General features: G+C 70.5%; 12 protein-coding genes. 3 read left to right on the forward strand and 9 right to left on the reverse strand.

Features of this window, described 5'->3' with window-relative positions; all coding sequences use genetic code 11:
• Positions 1 to 25 precede the first annotated feature (25 nt).
• Both ABZ719_RS30965 and ABZ719_RS30970 read right to left on the reverse strand, forming a co-directional pair.
• The gene (locus tag ABZ719_RS30965) at positions 26 to 583 is read right to left on the reverse strand and encodes an XRE family transcriptional regulator (RefSeq protein WP_366728464.1); all 558 of its coding nucleotides are present in this window, start codon (positions 581 to 583) and stop codon (positions 26 to 28) included.
• A gap of 6 nt (positions 584 to 589) precedes the next feature.
• Positions 590 to 2,827, reverse strand: coding sequence for a helix-turn-helix transcriptional regulator (locus ABZ719_RS30970; RefSeq protein ID WP_366728465.1), 2,238 nt, complete (start codon positions 2,825 to 2,827; stop codon positions 590 to 592).
• Positions 2,828 to 2,963: 136 nt separating this feature from the next.
• On the opposite strand from ABZ719_RS30970, the gene ABZ719_RS30975 reads away from it, so the two are divergent.
• Complete coding sequence (locus tag ABZ719_RS30975) at positions 2,964 to 4,787, forward strand: zeta toxin family protein (protein WP_366728510.1); 1,824 nt, start codon at positions 2,964 to 2,966, stop codon at positions 4,785 to 4,787.
• Here the strand turns inward: ABZ719_RS30975 and ABZ719_RS30980 are convergent.
• The gene (locus tag ABZ719_RS30980) at positions 4,751 to 5,026 is read right to left on the reverse strand and encodes a hypothetical protein (RefSeq protein ID WP_366728466.1); all 276 of its coding nucleotides are present in this window, start codon (positions 5,024 to 5,026) and stop codon (positions 4,751 to 4,753) included. The two genes, ABZ719_RS30975 and ABZ719_RS30980, sit on opposite strands and share 37 nt — an antisense overlap.
• A 196-nt stretch (positions 5,027 to 5,222) precedes the next feature.
• Here ABZ719_RS30980 and ABZ719_RS30985 point away from each other — a divergent pair, with 196 nt between their 5' ends.
• The gene (locus tag ABZ719_RS30985; RefSeq protein ID WP_366728467.1) at positions 5,223 to 7,904 is read left to right on the forward strand and encodes an ATP/GTP-binding protein; all 2,682 of its coding nucleotides are present in this window, start codon (positions 5,223 to 5,225) and stop codon (positions 7,902 to 7,904) included.
• Here ABZ719_RS30985 and ABZ719_RS30990 read toward each other — a convergent pair whose 3' ends face one another.
• Entirely contained in the window at positions 7,905 to 9,131 is a 1,227-nt protein-coding gene (locus ABZ719_RS30990; protein ID WP_366728468.1) for a helix-turn-helix transcriptional regulator, read from the reverse strand.
• 1,160 nt (positions 9,132 to 10,291) lie between these two features.
• Here ABZ719_RS30990 and ABZ719_RS30995 point away from each other — a divergent pair.
• Positions 10,292 to 11,134: a hypothetical protein gene (locus ABZ719_RS30995; protein ID WP_366728469.1), complete on the forward strand. Its 843-nt coding sequence runs from the start codon at positions 10,292 to 10,294 to the stop codon at positions 11,132 to 11,134.
• Between the two features lie 192 nt (positions 11,135 to 11,326).
• Here the strand turns inward: ABZ719_RS30995 and ABZ719_RS31000 are convergent, their stop codons facing one another.
• The 5 genes from ABZ719_RS31000 to ABZ719_RS31020 all read right to left on the reverse strand — a co-directional run bounded on the left by ABZ719_RS31000 (position 11,327) and on the right by ABZ719_RS31020 (position 15,681).
• Entirely contained in the window at positions 11,327 to 11,485 is a 159-nt protein-coding gene (locus tag ABZ719_RS31000) for a hypothetical protein (protein WP_366728470.1), read from the reverse strand.
• A gap of 171 nt (positions 11,486 to 11,656) precedes the next feature.
• On the reverse strand, positions 11,657 to 13,393 hold the full coding sequence (locus tag ABZ719_RS31005) for a hypothetical protein (RefSeq protein WP_366728471.1): 1,737 nt from the start codon (positions 13,391 to 13,393) through the stop codon (positions 11,657 to 11,659).
• Positions 13,394 to 13,691: 298 nt separating this feature from the next.
• Positions 13,692 to 14,438 (reverse strand): hypothetical protein, encoded by a 747-nt coding sequence (locus tag ABZ719_RS31010; protein ID WP_366728472.1) that lies wholly within the window; start codon positions 14,436 to 14,438, stop codon positions 13,692 to 13,694.
• Between the two features lie 70 nt (positions 14,439 to 14,508).
• Positions 14,509 to 15,015, reverse strand: a complete 507-nt coding sequence (locus tag ABZ719_RS31015) for a hypothetical protein (RefSeq protein WP_366728473.1) — start codon at positions 15,013 to 15,015, stop codon at positions 14,509 to 14,511.
• 9 nt (positions 15,016 to 15,024) lie between these two features.
• Complete coding sequence (locus ABZ719_RS31020; protein WP_366728474.1) at positions 15,025 to 15,681, reverse strand: hypothetical protein; 657 nt, start codon at positions 15,679 to 15,681, stop codon at positions 15,025 to 15,027.
• Positions 15,682 to 15,985 lie beyond the last annotated feature (304 nt).

The following is a 15,985-nucleotide window of genomic DNA, read 5'->3' on the forward strand; positions in this document are numbered from 1 at the left end:
CGCCCCGCTCAGGGGCTGGTCTGGCCTACAGCTCGATCTCGATGTGCTCCACGTCGGTGAACTCCACGCCCAGGCCGTGCGCCCGGGAGTTGTTGGCGCGGAAGTACATCCGGGCGAGGCCGTCGGCGGCGATCTGCTGGAGCTGCTGCTCGGTGGCGCCCTGCTCGCGGGCGGTGAACAGGCGGTCGGCGTACTCGGGCGGCAGGGCCTGGGTGATGTCGCGGATCCGGGCGTCGTCGGTGGTGCCCGGCGCCGCGGTGAACCCGAACCGTGCGCGCGTGCTGACGACCAGGCCGCCGGTGGAGGCCGCCTTCTTCCTCGCCTTCGCCCGCACCTGCGGCTGCCACCGCTTCTTGACCTCACGCTCTATGCGGCCGCGCAGGTCCTGGCGGGGCCGCTTGAGTTTGCCCGAGACGTACCGTTCCACCGTGCGCTGGGAGATCCCGAGCGCCTGTGCGGTGGCCTTGGTGCCCTTGAGCTGCTTGACCAGGTACTTCATCTGCGCCTGAGCGCTCTGCGGGATGCGGCGGGTGAACGCCCCCTCCAGCGCGCGGTCCAGGCTGTCCCCGAGCGAATCGACCATGGCCTGCTACTCCCCTTCTCCGGCGCTCTGGTCGGTCTTGATGAGGTTGGCGATGTTGAAGACCTCGCCGCGTTCCTCGAACAGGGATTCCGCCCACAGGACGGTCTGGGTGCCCTGCCACTTGACCATTCCGGGCGAGACTCCGAGCCGGAACGTGCCGGGCACCGGCTTGCCCTCGGGTGTGTACGGCAGGACGTCCAGCGGGGACGGGCCGGTCGAGGGGTAGACGATGGCGTCGGTGCCGATCGCGACCGGGTACAGGTCGGCGGCGGCCGCCGTCTTCATCAGCTTGCGGTGCAGGCCGACGCGCTGGGCTGCGAGCACGGCGGCCCGGATGTCGGGGCGCCACGTCTCCCGGTTCAGCGCCGGGTAGGGCTCGTAGTAGGGCACCTGGCCCCGGCTGCGCTGGCGCAGTTTGCCGATGGCGCCCTTCGCCGTCGCCTTGATCGCGGTCTCCAGCAGCGCCATCGTCGGGTCGACCTGCTTGCGCCGCGCCATCGCCTCGAGGAACTCCTGGCCGGTGAGGTCGGTGGTGACGCCCATGTCGGCCATCGTCTCCACATACGCGTCGCGCAGCCGCTTGTACCAGGGGTCCAGGTAGCGCCCGGTCTGGGTGCGCACGTACGCCTCGATCGGCGCGACGTCGAAGCCGAGCTCCACCGCGTAGGCGACGGTGGGCGTGGCGTACCAGGCCGGGCCCTCGGGTCGGTCGCCCTTCGGGGTGAACGGGCTCGGGAGCCGGTCCCCGTCGACAGTGCGGCCGTTGATCTGGACCCGGGACAGGTCGACGTGGGACAGGTCGACCAGCCACGAGCCGGGCAGCGCCGGATCGAACTGCGGGTTGCCAGTCAGATGGGTGGGCCCGTTCAGCCCGACGGTGAGTCCGTTCGCGGCGGCGGCGAAACTCATGTTGAGGTCAACGACGACCAGGTACGGGTTGGCACACTCCTCATCGGTCAGCGGCCGGCACCAGTCGTAGGGCTCCTCCATCAGCATCTCGGCAGGGGTGCGCAGGTGGTGCCGGGCGAACTTGTCCTTGAGGATCGGGTGTTCGTCGGGGACTTCGCACTCCACCACGGGGTAGAGCTGGGTGAGCGCGTCGTCGTTGAAGGCCCGCTTGAACTCGCCGGTGACCGGGTCCTTCTCCGCGCGGGTCGGCGGGCGCAGCGCGGTCATCAGCTCCAGGCCGGTCGTCGCGGTGCTGCCGCGCGGCGTCGTCACCCGGGCCGCGTACAGGCCGAGGTAGCGGGCGAGGTCGGCCGGGTGCATCGTCGGCAGCTGGGGGTCGTCCTTCTTGTCCCACTCGCGGGCGTCCAGCGCGTTCCAGGGCAGGATGCACAGCTGGACGCAGCGCCGCTTGGAGCCCTCGGGCTCGCGGTAGACGCGGGCCCACGGTCCGAATCCGCGCTGGGTGAGCTGGAGTCCGGCCTTCTCGATCTGCTTGACCACCTTGTGGCCGGCTGCCAGCCGTCCCGCGCGCTGCTCCTCCTGTGACAGGGCGGCGGGCAGGCCGTAGCGCTCCAGCGCGGACGCGGTGAGGACAAGGATCGGGTCGGCGTCGCGGCCGTTGCGGTGCAGCCGGGCCTGTCCGAGGCGGGCCTCTGCCAGCGTCCAGTCGACCAGCGCCGGGATGGACTTGGCGGGCACGTCCAGGACCAGGCCGCCGACGCAGTAGGCCGACACCTGCCCGTCCTCGCAGTCGATCACCGCGAGCGGCCCGCTCTCGAAGCGCGGGTCGACAGCGGGCGCCGCCATGGTCTTCTTCGCCGCCGCCTTCTTCGCACCCGGGCGCCGCGACGAGGGGGCAGGACGGGTGGTGCTGCTCGCTGCCGCCTTGGGGCGGGACGCCGGGACGGCGGCGGGCGAGGGTGCAGCAGCCGGGGCCGGGGCCGCGGGCGCTTCGGCCGCCGGGGCGGGAACGGGTACGGGACCGGTGAACGCTTCCGGAACCGTCGGCGCCGGGGCGGCGGCGGGCGTGTCGGCGGCCGGGGCGGGGAAGCGGGCGGCGAGGCCCTCCAGGAGCCGGGCGTACGCGGCGCGCTTCGGAGGCCGCGGTTCGGTGACACCTGACTCCCAGTTCCCGATGGTCTCCCGCCGGCTCTTCAGGGCCTTGGCGATCTGTTCCTGGCTCAGACCGGCGGCTTCGCGCAGTCGCTTGCGCTCCTCGGGTGTCGGGAGATCGTCCTGAGCGACCTCTTCCAGCAGCGCATCGACGGCGCTGAACAGCTCGTTCTCAGTGGGCACAGAGCTCACCTCCACAACACACCATACCTCAATTGCTCGTCGGATTTCACATCGGATTTCACATGGATTGCTCATTGCGGCTATGGTCTGCCGAGACGGTCTAGACCCTGACAGCGCTGGAGGCCCTGTGGAGGACATGGACGGCAGCGCCGTACTTCCGGCCGACGAGAGCAGGGCCGTGCTGAGGCGGGTGATCCTGCCCGCAGCCGTTGCGAGCGCCGTACCCCAGGCCCGTCCGGTCGTGGCGTTCGTCGGTGGCCAGCCGGGGGCTGGAAAGACGAAGGTCGCCGACTTGGTCCAGGCGGCGCTCGGACGGCGCGGTGGCTCCGTACGAATTGGTCGCGACCTCTACAAGGCCGCCCACCGCCACTACGCCGCGGCGTTGGCCGCCGACGTCCGGACCGCTGGCGCGAAGGTCCGTGCGGACACCAGGTCCTGGCAAGCAGCCGTTGAGGAGTACGTCCGCGACCACAGTCTGGACGCGGTCGTCGAGTCCGCCCTCGCCGACCCGGACGACTTCCGTGCGTCGTCGGCGGCGTACCGCCGCTCCCGGCACCGAATCGAGGTCATCGCGCTCGCGACCCCGGAGGCATGGAGCCAGCTGGGCATCCTCGATCGCTTCCTCACCGAGGCCGCCGCCGGGACGGGCGGCCGGTTCGTGACCTGGGCGAACCACGACTTCTGCGCGAAGAGCATGCTCGCGACGCTCGCCGCCATCGAGGCTGAGCAGCTCGCCGACCGCATCACCGTGGTGACCCGCGACGGCACGGTGCTGTACGACAACGAGCTCGTCGATGGCGCGTGGCGACGCCGGCCCGCCGCCGACAAGGCGGTCGCCCGAGGTCGCTCACGCGCCTGGACGGCCCGGGAGACGGCCGTGTTCCACCGCGAGATCGCGCGCGCCGAGGTGCGCGTGCACCGTGACGTGCCGGGCGAGGACGAGCGGCTGGCCGTCGTACGGGATGCGCGGCGGGCCGCGGCGCTCGCCGAGCCGGTCCGGCGCATCGCCCAGCCCCGACGGCGCGCGCCGGGTGTCGACTACCACCGGCTCTCTGCCGCCGAGCACCGGTGGGTCTTCGACGAGCTGATTGTCCCGTCCTACCTGAACGGCATCGTCTCCAGGGACGATCCGCGCGCCGTCTACGTCCTGGGGCAGCCCGGAGCGGGCAAACTGCTGGCCGCCCGGATGGTCCGCCGTGCAATGCGGCCCGGCACGACCCGGCTGGTCGGCGACGACTTCAAGGCCCAGCACCCCGACTACTTCCAACTGTTGCGCGACGACCCCCGCAGCGCCGGAGCCGCAATCCGCGCGGACTACCGGGCCTGGTCCGCCTGGGCCGAGCAGTACGTCCGTGACCGGCGCGGCGACGTCCTGATCGAGGCCGCTCCCGGCAGCGTGGAGGAGTTCCTCGCCAGCGCGCTGCCCTTCGCCACCGGCGGCTACGCGGTCGAACTCGTCGTCCTGGCCGTGCGGGAAACCGACAGCCGGCTCTCAACCGCACTGCGCTACGCCCGTGCCCTGCAGCGCGGCGGCACCGGCCGGTTCACCAGCCGCTCCGGACACGACACCTGTTTCCGCGCGCTCGCCGACGTCGTTGCCGTCGCCGAGCAGCACCCGCAAGTCGCGGCCATCACGGTGATCCGCCGGGACGGCCAAGCTCTGCTGCGCCACGAGAGTGGCGGCGCCGGACGGGCTTCGTGGGCCCTGGCCGCGGAACGGGCCCGTCCCTACACCGAGCAGGAGGCTGAGGCATTCCTTCGCCTCCATCAAGGCCTGCGCCGGGCGCTCCCGCGGCACCGCCAGGAGCTGGACGAGATCGCTGCACTCGCCCGGCCGCTGATGCCCGCGCGGGTGCAGCCGGCTCGCCTCGGTCGGCCGCACCCGCCCGTGTGGCCCCTGCCCGTACTGAGCAGGTCCACCGACTACGTCTTCTTGAGCTCCTTCAGCCGGGCGGCGTAGACGGCGGCGATCCGGTCGGCCTCCTCCGGTTCCGCCGTCGCCAGTTGGGCCCTGTCTGCAAGGGCGGCCTCCCGGCCCGCCTTCAGCTCCTCGACCCGCTCCTCGTCCGGCACCGGCGCGCGACGCTCCTCGAGGAGCTGGGTGTTGTACCAGTTCACCACCTCCTGGATGGTCTCCTCGGCCGCCTGTTCCTCGCCGCCTTCCAAGCCGGAGAAGTCAGAGCTGGGAGTGTCGGACACGGCCCACCACCTTCGTGTTGATCTTGATTCGAAACGGCCATTGTCTCCCTGGCCGAAACCAGCGGCCCAGCGCCGCGACGCGCCACGAGCAGGGGCAGCGCTCCTTCTCACCCCGGCGTCTGCCGGAGATGCTTCTCCAAGAGGCCTGGGGTAGGCATAGGTTGGGCCCAGGTGATCATCGTTTCGGGGGTGGGACGTGGCAGGTCGGGATCTGCGGGCGCTGTTCAGCACGAACGATGCGGGCCTGCAGGCCGGGGAGGCGTTCACGAACCGCCAGGTGCAGTGGGAGCTCGTCGCGGCCGCGCTCGCCAGTCACCTGCAGCGCACTGCCACCGCTGGCTTCGACGTGGAGGACCTGGAGGCGCCGCGCGACAACATCATGGTGTTCCACGGGGTCGGCGGCATCGGCAAGACGACGCTGTCCCGCAAGATCGAGGCAGCGCTGGCCGGCGCCGGACAGCGGCCGGCGCAGTGGGGTGAGCCGAGCTGGGCGGGTGAGCGGATCCTGCCCGTACGGATCGACCTGGCCCGTTCGGTCGGCACCTCCTTCGAGGACCTGGTGCTGACGATCCGGGCCTCGCTCAGCACGCTCGGACGGCCGCTGCCCGCCTTTGACGTTGCGCTGCGCCGCTACTGGGAGCACCAGCACCCCGGCGAGAGTCTGGAGGAGTACCTGCGCCGCGGCGGCCTGGCGGGCCGGTTCGGCAAGGCGCTGCCGCAGCAGCTGCAGTCGGCGATGGGCGACGTCGCCCAGGCCCTCCTTCTGCCCGGCACCGTCGGTACCGCTGTCGGGCAGCTGACTGGCTCTCTCGTACGGGCGCTGCGGGAGCGGCGGCAGACCGTCCGCGCGCTCGCCCGGTGCGCGCGGCTTGCCGACCTCCTGGAGGCCGAGCCCGACATGGAGGCGCTGTCTTACTACCCGCACCTGCTGGCGTGGGAGCTCGCCCAGTTGCCTGCGGACAAGCGCGTCATGCCAGTGATCCTGCTGGACACCTTCGACGACGTCGGCGACCGCACCCACCGCGACCTGGAGCGCCTCATCCAGCGGGTGGTGTGGCTCATGCCGAACGCATTCTTCGTCATCACCGGCCGCTCGCGCCTTCAGTGGGCCGATGCCACCCTGCAGGGACAGCTCGACTACACCGGGCCCATCGCCTGGCCCGGCCTGGCCGCACCCGCCTCAGCGATCCCCGCCGCAAGGCCGGCAGGCGCCGTGCGCGGACGTGGGCGGCAGGTACTGGTCGGGGACTTCTCACCCGAGGACTGCGACGACTACCTCGCCCGCCGGCTCTCCCGCGACGGCCGGCCACTCATCAGCGGCGAGATCCGCCAGGTCATCACCGGCCGGTCCCACGGCCTGCCCCTCTACCTCGACCTGTCGGTGCTCCGCTTCCTGGAGATCCGCCGCAGCCGCGAGCCGGCCCCGGCTGACTTCGACCACGACTTCGGCGCCCTGATCGCCCGCACCCTGTCCGACCTCACCCCCGACGAACGCCACGTCCTGCGGTCGGTGTCCTTGCTGGACGCCTTCGACCTCACCCTCGCCACCGCCGCGGCCGGCCTGCCGCACCAGGCACCGGCCCAGCGGCTGATCGAGCGCCCCTTCGTCCGCGAGAACGCCTTCGGACTGTGGCCCTACCACCTGCACGGCCTGATCCGCTCCACCATCCGCAGCGCCGATGACGCCACCGACGACCGCTGGACGAACGGGGACTGGCACCAGGCCGCCGAGCGCGCTCTGGCGGCCCTCGGCACCCAGTGGACCGCCGTCGGCACCAGCGGCCAGGGCCGGATACTGCTGACCGGCTGCCTGCGCCAGGGACTCACCCTCGCCCGAGACTTCGGCCTCGATCTGGGCTGGCTCACCGACGCCGCCTGGGCCTACGTCAGTGACTCCGTGTGGGAGCCCATCGCCCCACCCGTCCGGCCGGGCCACACCGACGGCTTTGAGACGTCGGCCGACGCCCTCGTCGAACTCCTCGCCGCCCTCGCCCGCCGCCAGCACGAGCACCGCTCCGTCACCGCATCCCGCCTCGCTGCCGTCACCGGCAGCCACCTGCTCCCCGCCGACCTGCACGAGATGGGCGTCTACTACCTCGCCAAGGCCCACCGCGACCTCGGGGACTCTGCGGCCTCCCGCGACGGGATGCAGCTCGTCGCCGACGGCGGCGGCCGCCTCGCCCCCGCTGCCCGCCGCGGACTTGCCCACCTTGCTCGCCTCGCCGGTGACTTCCCCACCGCCTACGACACCGCCCGCACACTCGGCTGGGCCGGCCGCCAGCACCGCGTCGAAGGCGACATCCTCTGGCCCCACGGCGACATGGACCGCGCGGCCGCCGCCTACGCCGCCGCCCGCGACCAGGCCGAGCAGCACGGCATCGCCGGGGAACGCGCCACCAGCCAGGCCCAGCGCGCCCTCGTGGTGGCTTTCACCGACCCTGTCACCGCGGACGACGAACTCCACCTCGCGGAGCAACTCCTCACCGGTCTCGACCTGCGTGCCACCCACCTCACTGTGAGGATCGCCGCACTCATCCGCGACGTCGGCACCCCGCGCGGTCTCGAAGCTGGCCGTGATCTGCGCACCGAGGCGCGCGACGCCGGTATCACCGCGGCCCAGGCCGTTCTTGAGCTGGCTCTCGCCTTTCACCACGCCGTCGTCGGAGAACAGGAAGAGATCAGAACGGTCCTCGGCCGCCTGCACGAGCTTGCACAGAGAGGCGACTATGCGTACTACGCCGACATCGCCCACTTCATGGCCGACCAGCCCCTGCCCCAACCCTCCACCACCCGCTGGCTGGACAGTGAGGACGCCGTCCGCAGCCGGTGGCACGCCATCGTCATGGAGCGGCGCCGCTCAGTCCGGACGCAGGTCTAATTAGCGGCAGTGGCCCTGTCGTTCGGCGCGCTGCGAGATCCGCCGCCGGATCGCTTCCCGCTGCTCGAGGTCGAGTGCGGGAGCGCTGCCGAGGATGTCGCCGAACTTACTGATCAGGTTGTGGGCGTTGTCCGCATGTCCTGGCGGCTGCGCGTCAGCGGACTGCGGCGGGACGGCCTCGGCGCCCGTGGACTGCGGTTCCGCTGGCCGGTCCCGGTGTCCACTCGCCGCCTGCCACAAGGGGTGGAAGTAGTCGGCGGACCCCCCCATGGCCTGCACGAGCTGAAACAGCGTGGGCCAGTCGCAGGTGGCGGCACCGTCGAGGATGTCGGTGACCTGGGATGCCTGAAGACGCCAGCGAGAGGCGATGCAGATCTGCTGAGCCGAGGGCTGACCGGCCCGCACATGCAGGGTCCGCAGGGCCGCCATGAGGCGCTGGATGGCCTGGGCCTGAGTGCTGATGCCGTCCAGCGAGTCGATCTCAGACGGATCCGCGGCCGGCCGCCGGGGCTCGCGCCGGCGCAGCTGCTCCGTCTCCCACACCTTGCGCAGGACGACCGGGTCCGCACCGCAGGCCCGCGCGAAACGCTCAGTGATCTTCCATGACGGAACCCGGTGGCCGCTGAGCATACGACTGAGGTACGAGGCGGAGCAGCGGGACTGACGGGCCAGTTCGTGCAGCGGGAGTTCTGAGGCGCGAGCGAGCATGGACAGCACGGGGGCCAGACGGTTATAGGCCGCACCTGCGGCCTCGACCTGGTCGGGGAGCTCTCCTCCCGTACTGGCAGGTCCCCCGGCCACGTGCCGGGCCGGTTCCTCGTACAGAGCGCGCAGCGATGTGGGTACGGACGGCAGATGTCCCACCTGTTTGAGCCGACGCACGATGTAGTCATCGGTGTATCGATGCCGGGCGGTGTCCTCGCTGACGCTCAGTGCCAGGCCGATCCGGGCCCAGGTCACCTGTCCCAGCCGGGCTCGCCCGACCAGACCCGCGGTCAGGCAGTCCAGCCGGGTACGCATCTGCCGGACCTGTTCCAGAATCTGCTCGGTGTCATCAGGCTCCAGCTGCCGCAGCAGCACACGGGCATCGTCCTGCAGGTCACGGATGACTTCACCGAGAATCTCGTCGAGGCGACCGGGCGTGCTGCGGGCCGAAAGGGCAGAGTTCGGCGACGCCGATGCCGGGAGGCGATCCGTGCAGGCTTGGGAGGCGCCGGGCAACACCACAGGGCCGGGTTGGCGGCGGGATGCCCGGTGCGCCGCCCTCCGGCAGGCGGCAGAGCAGTACTTCTGAGGGCGTCCAACCCGAGAGCCGGACAAAACGAAGGGGACATGGCAGAAGGCGCAGCGGTCCACGGAGGATCTTCCTTTGGTCAAGGACTCGTTCGCTGGTTTCGTGACTCCGACCGGCCGTTAATACCCGGTGCATTTCGTCGCCGGATCCGGACCGGACGGGGTTTCGTCACTGTGTGGGAACACGCATTCGGCGGGCGGGGCGCGCTTCGCTCCGCCCCGCCCGCCGCACGGCTAACCGCGTCGCGTACGCCGCCTGTTGCTGCTCAATACCGCTGTAACTCCCGCAGCGAGCACACTGCCGAGCACCTGTACGGCCGCATCGGCCTGCACTCGGGCGCCGGGCGAAGAGCCGGCGATGAGCACAATGGCCAGGGCAGGAACGGCGAGGAACGCAACGAACCTTGCCTTGCCCACCGAGGCAACACGGGCGCGAATTTCGTCGCCCCTGTTAGCCTGCCTTCCAGGCGTCCGATGGGCAGCTGCCGGTTTGACGCCACGGCGCCGAGGGGATTGAGACATCGCATCTCCTTGGAGTTGTTTTCAGGGAACGCGCGCAGGCCCTCGGATGTGGTTTGCCGACCGTGTGAGGACCTGCGCGCGCCTGAGCGTGACCCTAGCGACACGCTGTGCGAAATACGAATGCCGTCAATCCCCGGCAAAACAACCCTTCCCGCAGGTCGCCGGGGCCACAGCCTTGCGTTCCGTCGCCAGCCGCCCGGAACATTCGCCGCTGCAAGCCAATCTCCGGCACCCGAGGCAACCAAGTGGTAAGGAGGACCAGTTGGGATCCAACGACCAGGCGGCGTGCGCTGTTCTATGACGTCGTGAGGCTGTCACGTCTGTCGCCGGCCAACTGGGCGCCCAGCGCTTCCTTGCCCGCGAGCCCTGGGCTGGCGACAGCGACCAGGCGATGCCGCCGATCAGCGAGGACGCCGCGAACCGGGGCCCGGTGCGGAGGTCAGCGGCGCCGAGGACCTGGCCCTCCATAGCTCATACCACTTTGGTTCCGACGCCCGGCCGACGGGCCGTCATGTCTTTTTCTGTCGCGTCGGATAATCCGATGTGATCACCTGTTCGGCTACCGTTTCGTCATGACCACCGGTTCCCGCCCGCGCTTCTCCGTTCGCACCGGACTCGCCCCCGCGCCCCAACACGACGGCTCCTTCGAGAACGTGCCCGAGTACCTGCTCGTCCCTCTCCAGAGGTGGGTCGACAGCGCGCTCACGTACCAAGGGAGCCCGCAGGACCACAAGGCCCGTCCCATCTGTCTGCGCCTGCGTATATCCCCGTCGCTGAACCGCTACGGTTCGCCGAACTACGTGCAGCCGCTCGCACAGGCCGCAGGCGCCCAGTTGCTGGATGTGGTGGACGAGGTCCTCCACTCCCGGGCTGCGGACGCGTGGGAGGTCGAGACCCTCGGCCAGATGCTCGACGACGCCGGGTCGGCCTACCGGGTCAACAGGGCCGGAGATGGGCTTGAGGAGCGGGTCGCCCCAGCCGTGCGCGACGCGGTCCACCAGACGATCGCCGACGCGGCGGCCGGGTCCGCCGCCGACCACCTCGCCAATGCTTGGCGGGCGGCTTACGGGCGCGGCCCGGATCCGGTGCGCGCGTACAGCGAGGCGATCAAGGCGGTGGAGTGTGCGGCGCACTCCGTTGTTCAGCCCAACAACCCGAAGGCGACCCTCGGCACGATGCTGGGCGAGATCAAAAACGCCCGGCACAAGTTCACCGCCGCCATCCCCTCCCCGGCTGGTGACCCGATCGCCCCGGCCGAGGCCATGATGCGGGCACTGTGGGACGGACAGACATCGCGCCACGGCGCCAAGACCGCGACCGTTCCCGAGACCCTGGAGGCTGCCCGGGCCGGTGTCCACCTTGCCGCGACCCTGGTGCAGTGGTTTGCCTCCGGAGTCGTCACCCGGATGCCCTGAGCGGGTGACTGTAACAGCCCTGACCCGGCTCGCCACCCGCGCGCTCCTGCAGCCGGACCTGGGCACCGGCGTCGGCCGGCTCCAGCTGCGCACCGACCGTGGCTTTGTTCACGAGTTCTCATGGACAAAACCACGGCGGCTTCCCACGACCTCTTCGGCATGCAAATGCTGCGCTCGTCAGCTCTTACGTGGTCAAAGGAAGGTGCCGTGCAGGGCGCGGCGGTCCCCGGAGATGGCGTAGCGGCGGGCGGCGAGGCCGTGTTCGAGGGGCTCGCCGATCTGCTCGCACAGCAGCGCCAGGACGTCGGCGGCCTCGGAGTCGGAGAGGCAGGCCGGGGCGACTTCGAGCATCAGTTCCCCGATCGCGTGGGTGCTGGCGGCGAGGTCGTCGACGACACGGCGCAGCGCGGCGACGGTCGGGACCGCCGGCGGTTCGTCGGGCGGCGGGGACGACGGATCGCGGTTGTGGCGCTCCCCTTCCCGGGGGTGGGTGGATATAGGGCGTGCCCGGCGCCGTGCGGCTCAGGCTGCCGGGCTCAGGCCCGCTGTGGTCATCGGGCGGGAGGCGGCCTTGAGTCGCATCCGTTCCTTGACCACGTCCTCGCCCTGGAAGGCATCCCAGTACGAGTGGGTGACGATGGTTGCGGACAGTTTGAGGCACTCCTGGCGCAGCCGGGTGACCGCGGCCTTCTGCTCGTTGGTCCATCCCGGGCTGGGCTCCTGGGCTCCGGTGACCTCGCCGGTATGAGGGTGTTCGATGCCGGGCCAGCCCTCCGCGGGTTCCACCGACCAGGGCAGGGACCGCAGCAGCGCCGACAGCTCCGCGGTGGCCTGGTTCAGGCGGGTCCGGGCGGCGAGCAGGTCGCTGGGAAAGGACGTCTCAGCCATGCCCGAAACGATACGCGTGTTCGAATCCGGTTCGGTGTTCGGCGCGCCTGTACCGGGCGCGTCATGAGGGGCTTGCCGGTCCTCTACAGCGGGAGCACTGACCGGCTCTGCAGCCAAGGGCGGGCCGGCGGGCTGCGCCGCCTGGTCATGCCGAAGAACCTCGGTCTCGCCTTCCCCAGGCTGCGGCTGGCGGAGGACCGGCGGGGCACACTGCGGCGCGAGCTCCGCCGCGGCTGGGTGCACGGGAGGCTGGGGCCTGTCGACGGTGATGGAGAGCTGCGCGAGGCCGCGTCGGGGCAGCGGTGCGCTTGGCGTCCACTTTTCCTCTCCGAATCGGCAGGACAGCTCCGCCTCCTCACCGGAGAAGTGGATCGCGTCGCCAGGTTCGACGACTCCCTCGGCCGGCGGCTCTTCGATCGGCCGGTACCCGGACCACGTGGCCCGGTCCCGGGCAGGCACCCACATGTATGTCCCAGCCCGCGGGCTGCGTTGTGAGGGGATGAAGAGCGGCACCACGGTTCCGGTGGCCGCGCCGATCAGCGTCTGGCCGACGGTGACGCCCCGGGTGTTTCCGGCTTCTCCGGTCCAGCCCGTACCTTCGTCGTCCAGCCGTCGGGGGGTGTCCCACTGCAGGTGCACCCGGCCGCAGCCGGTCTTCGCCAGCCCGTCGGGGCATGGACGCTCAGCCGCCGCTGTGCAGGCCCACTCGACGAGGACGCGGTACCCGCCCATCAGGGGAAGATCGGTGGCATTGCTGATCTGCCGCCACGTTGCCGGCCGGGTCAGCATCCAGTTCGCTCGGTCGACGAGGTGGAACTTGTCGTTGTCGGTGATCCAGTTGGCGGTGAGCCCGGCGCTGGCGTGTGCTCGGGACCGGCGCAGGACCGTCCCGGAGCTGGCGTTGTAGTACTGCGCCTCGCATCCCAGGTTCAGCCCTCCATCGCCGATGACGGTCACGTCCGGCCGGGACGTTCGGAACTTGGTCGCCTTCTCCACGTCGTACCGGATGCCGGCCGCGTCACAGGTCCGGGCCACGAACTCCTTCATGGCCTTGTGCCGGTCGCTCTCCTCCGGCGTCATCTCGTGGGACGTGGGCAGGTGCGCCGCCCGCAAACGCACCAGGCCATCGGGTCCGCGATGCTTCCGGACGTACATGAAACGGCTCTGCACGCCGTTCTCCTCTGCCTTGCACACGCGGCCCGCCTGGCTTTCGACGCACTGCAGCAGGAACCGGTCGCGTTCGGCGATCGGGCGGAGCAGCGCGTCGATCAGGTCGGGCACGAGGTGTCTGCTGTCGCGGGGGAGACCGAGGTCGTCCTTGTCGAGTGCGAGGACTTGCTGGAGTTCCTCGTGCCAGACGCCGTTCGCCAACGTGCACCGCCTTCGCTTGGGAGGACTTCCCTTCGAAGGTAGAGCCAGGCACTGACAATCCAACAGATGCCGGGTTGTCATAAGGAATTCCGGCAATCCGGTCCGTCCCGGATCAACGGGTTCGGTGTCGGCTACTACGGTCGCTGACCGCGTTCCCGTCACGCTGGCGATGTCCCCTCCCTGGCCGCTACATGCCGGGGTCGAGCGCCTGCACCGGGGCTATCCGAACCAGGCGACTGGTGAAGAGGCAGTGTTCCAACCCTGCACTATTCCTACCTGCATGCGGTGTTCCTCGCGTTCAGGCCCTCCGCCGCTGCGGCCATGGATAACCAAGCTGCTTGGCGTACTCCGGTGATCCGCCACAGACCTCGGCTGTCTGACGTGGGTCACCCGCCACGAGTTGCTCAGCAAGTCTCTCGGCCTGACCTTCAGGGTCGTCACTGAAGACGTCAAGCACCATCCGGAACTGCAGCCATGGGCGGTCTTCCCCGATGGCCGAGCGGCCCGGATGGAAGAGGAAGAGGTTGATCTGGTCGGGCTCCCAAAGCCAGGCGGACACACCGCCGAGTTCACATTCCCATCGTGCAAGCCAGCCGACGCGCTCTCTGAGGTCCAGCTCCAGCAGCCGGGCAACGGTGCGTGCTGGCCACTCCCAGCTATGGTCCGCAACGGCTCGCTCTACCTCTGTCTGGTACTCCCGAGCATCGAACCAGAACTCAGGCAGGTCAACGTTGTCCTCGTCGGGGTTGCGCCACTCGCTCCAGATCACGTGGTCGCCGTCGCACTGGATGGTCACATAGAGAGCGCCGCAGCACCCTTCGGTGCACGTGGCCTCGGCCAGCCGCACCTCGCGCGGCTCAGGACCAGCCGTAAGAGGGCCGTCCGGCAGCAAGAGGTACTTGGGATCTTCGCCCGGCCCTTCTGTGAACACCTCAGCCAAGATGTCCTCACTGTCGACCAGCGGTCGGACCTCCACGCTTGCACCCCTCTGCGGAAGAGCAGGAACGACAACATGGAGGGTGAGGCAACGCTTCTTGGCAGTCATCGAACGATTGTCGGGCCTGCCACATCAAGGTGTCGCAGCATTTCTCGCGGATGGTCCCGTCACTGGTCCTTCAAGATCTCTCCGGCGGTTTCGCATCGTCGTTTGCGCAGGCAGCTAGGTAGTCCGCCCAGCTGTCCTGCGCGAACCGGGCCCACTTGTGCGCCGTGCCGGGGTCGATCAAGCGGAGCTGGGTGGCGTAGGCCGGGGAGTCCGGGCGCAGGTCGAGCTGCCCGGTCTCCGGGTGGAACGCGACGACCGCGACGTGGTGGGGCAGCTGCGGGGCGACGGTCGCGGCGCTGTCGGGCCAGCGGTCCAGGATGCTGCCGCCGGCGGCCGGGAGCTCCCATGCCCGGTCGGCCATCAGGCCCTGGAGCACGGCGGCGAACCCGGAGGGCTCCCGCCCGTCCCGCTTCACGGCCGTCGCCCGGCGCCGGCGCGGGGCGCGGGCCTCGCCGCCGCTGTTCCGCGCGGCGAGGCGGCCCTGCTGCAGAGCGACCCGGGCGAGGTCGACGCCGGACAGCTCCGGACCATCGGCGTCGCTGCCGGTCTGGTCGGTGGTGGTGGTCTGCTCGGTCACGTCGGCCTCCTACCGGTGTCCGTAGGTCATCAGCGAGCTGCGGGAGCCGTCCTCGATCTGGTCGGCGCGGCGCACCAGGCGCTCGCCGAAGATGCGCAGCGACATCTCCGGGTCCAGGGACCGGATCAGCGTCGTCTCGCCGCGCATCAGCTCGCCCGCGGCGGCGGCGCGCAGCTCGGCAAGCTCCTGCTCGCTCGGCTCCAGCGCGAGGGTCCGGTCGTCGGCGACGTCGCCGAGGTCCTGGTGGCGACCGCTGCTCGCCGCTTCCCTGACCTGCGCGAACGCTGCCTCCACCTCACCCCGGACCGCGCGGCTGGTGGGGGCGTCCCAGCCGCCCTCGTACCGCTCGGTGCGGGCACGGACCTGCTGGTTGCGGTGGCGGCGGGCGGCCTCCTGGGCGCCGCGCCACTGCTCGATCGCGTCGGCCCGCTTCTCCGGGGTGTCCAGGACCGTCTCCGCACCGGCCAGCAGCACGGCAAGCAGTCCTGAGCCACGGCGGACCCGGGCCGCCTCGCCGCGCAGGTGCAGCCAGCCCTTGACGTCGGTCACGGTCCATCCGGCATCAGCGACGTTCCGGGCTACCCAGGCGATCCGGGGCACCGAGCAGCCGCGCAGCCAGTCCAGCTCCTGGGTGAGCTCGCGGGCCAGCTGGAAGCGGCGGCCCACGACGTTCAGCTTCCGGCGACCGCCGGTCGAACTACCCCCGCGGGCGCAGGGACGACGTCTTTGAGCACTTCCTCAGCCTTCGGCACACGGAGCTACCCCCGAGGGCGCGGGGACGACGGCCTGCATCGAGGAACCAGATACGACAGTACGGAGCTACCCCCGCGGGCGCGGGGACGACGACTTGTCCGTGTTGAGGAAGGTGGTCGCCGAGGAGCTACCCCCGCAGGCGCGGGGACGACTCGACCGCCGTCCCGGCCCGGATGTGGGGGCGCGTGACGACGGGAAAGGAGCTACCCCCGCGCAT

The organism is Streptomyces sp. NPDC006743 (assembly GCF_040703815.1).
In the GTDB taxonomy this organism is placed as follows: domain Bacteria; phylum Actinomycetota; class Actinomycetes; order Streptomycetales; family Streptomycetaceae; genus Streptomyces.

Excerpts from the sequence above, each read along its gene's own strand:
- ABZ719_RS31010 (WP_366728472.1), bottom strand. The coding sequence starts at position 14,438 with ATGACTGCCAAGAAGCGTTGCCTCACCCTCCATGTTGTCGTTCCTGCT.
- ABZ719_RS30995 (WP_366728469.1), top strand. The coding sequence starts at position 10,292 with ATGACCACCGGTTCCCGCCCGCGCTTCTCCGTTCGCACCGGACTCGCC.
- ABZ719_RS30975 (WP_366728510.1), top strand. The coding sequence starts at position 2,964 with ATGGACGGCAGCGCCGTACTTCCGGCCGACGAGAGCAGGGCCGTGCTG.
- ABZ719_RS30965 (WP_366728464.1), bottom strand. The coding sequence starts at position 583 with ATGGTCGATTCGCTCGGGGACAGCCTGGACCGCGCGCTGGAGGGGGCG.
- ABZ719_RS31000 (WP_366728470.1), bottom strand. The coding sequence starts at position 11,485 with ATGCTCGAAGTCGCCCCGGCCTGCCTCTCCGACTCCGAGGCCGCCGAC.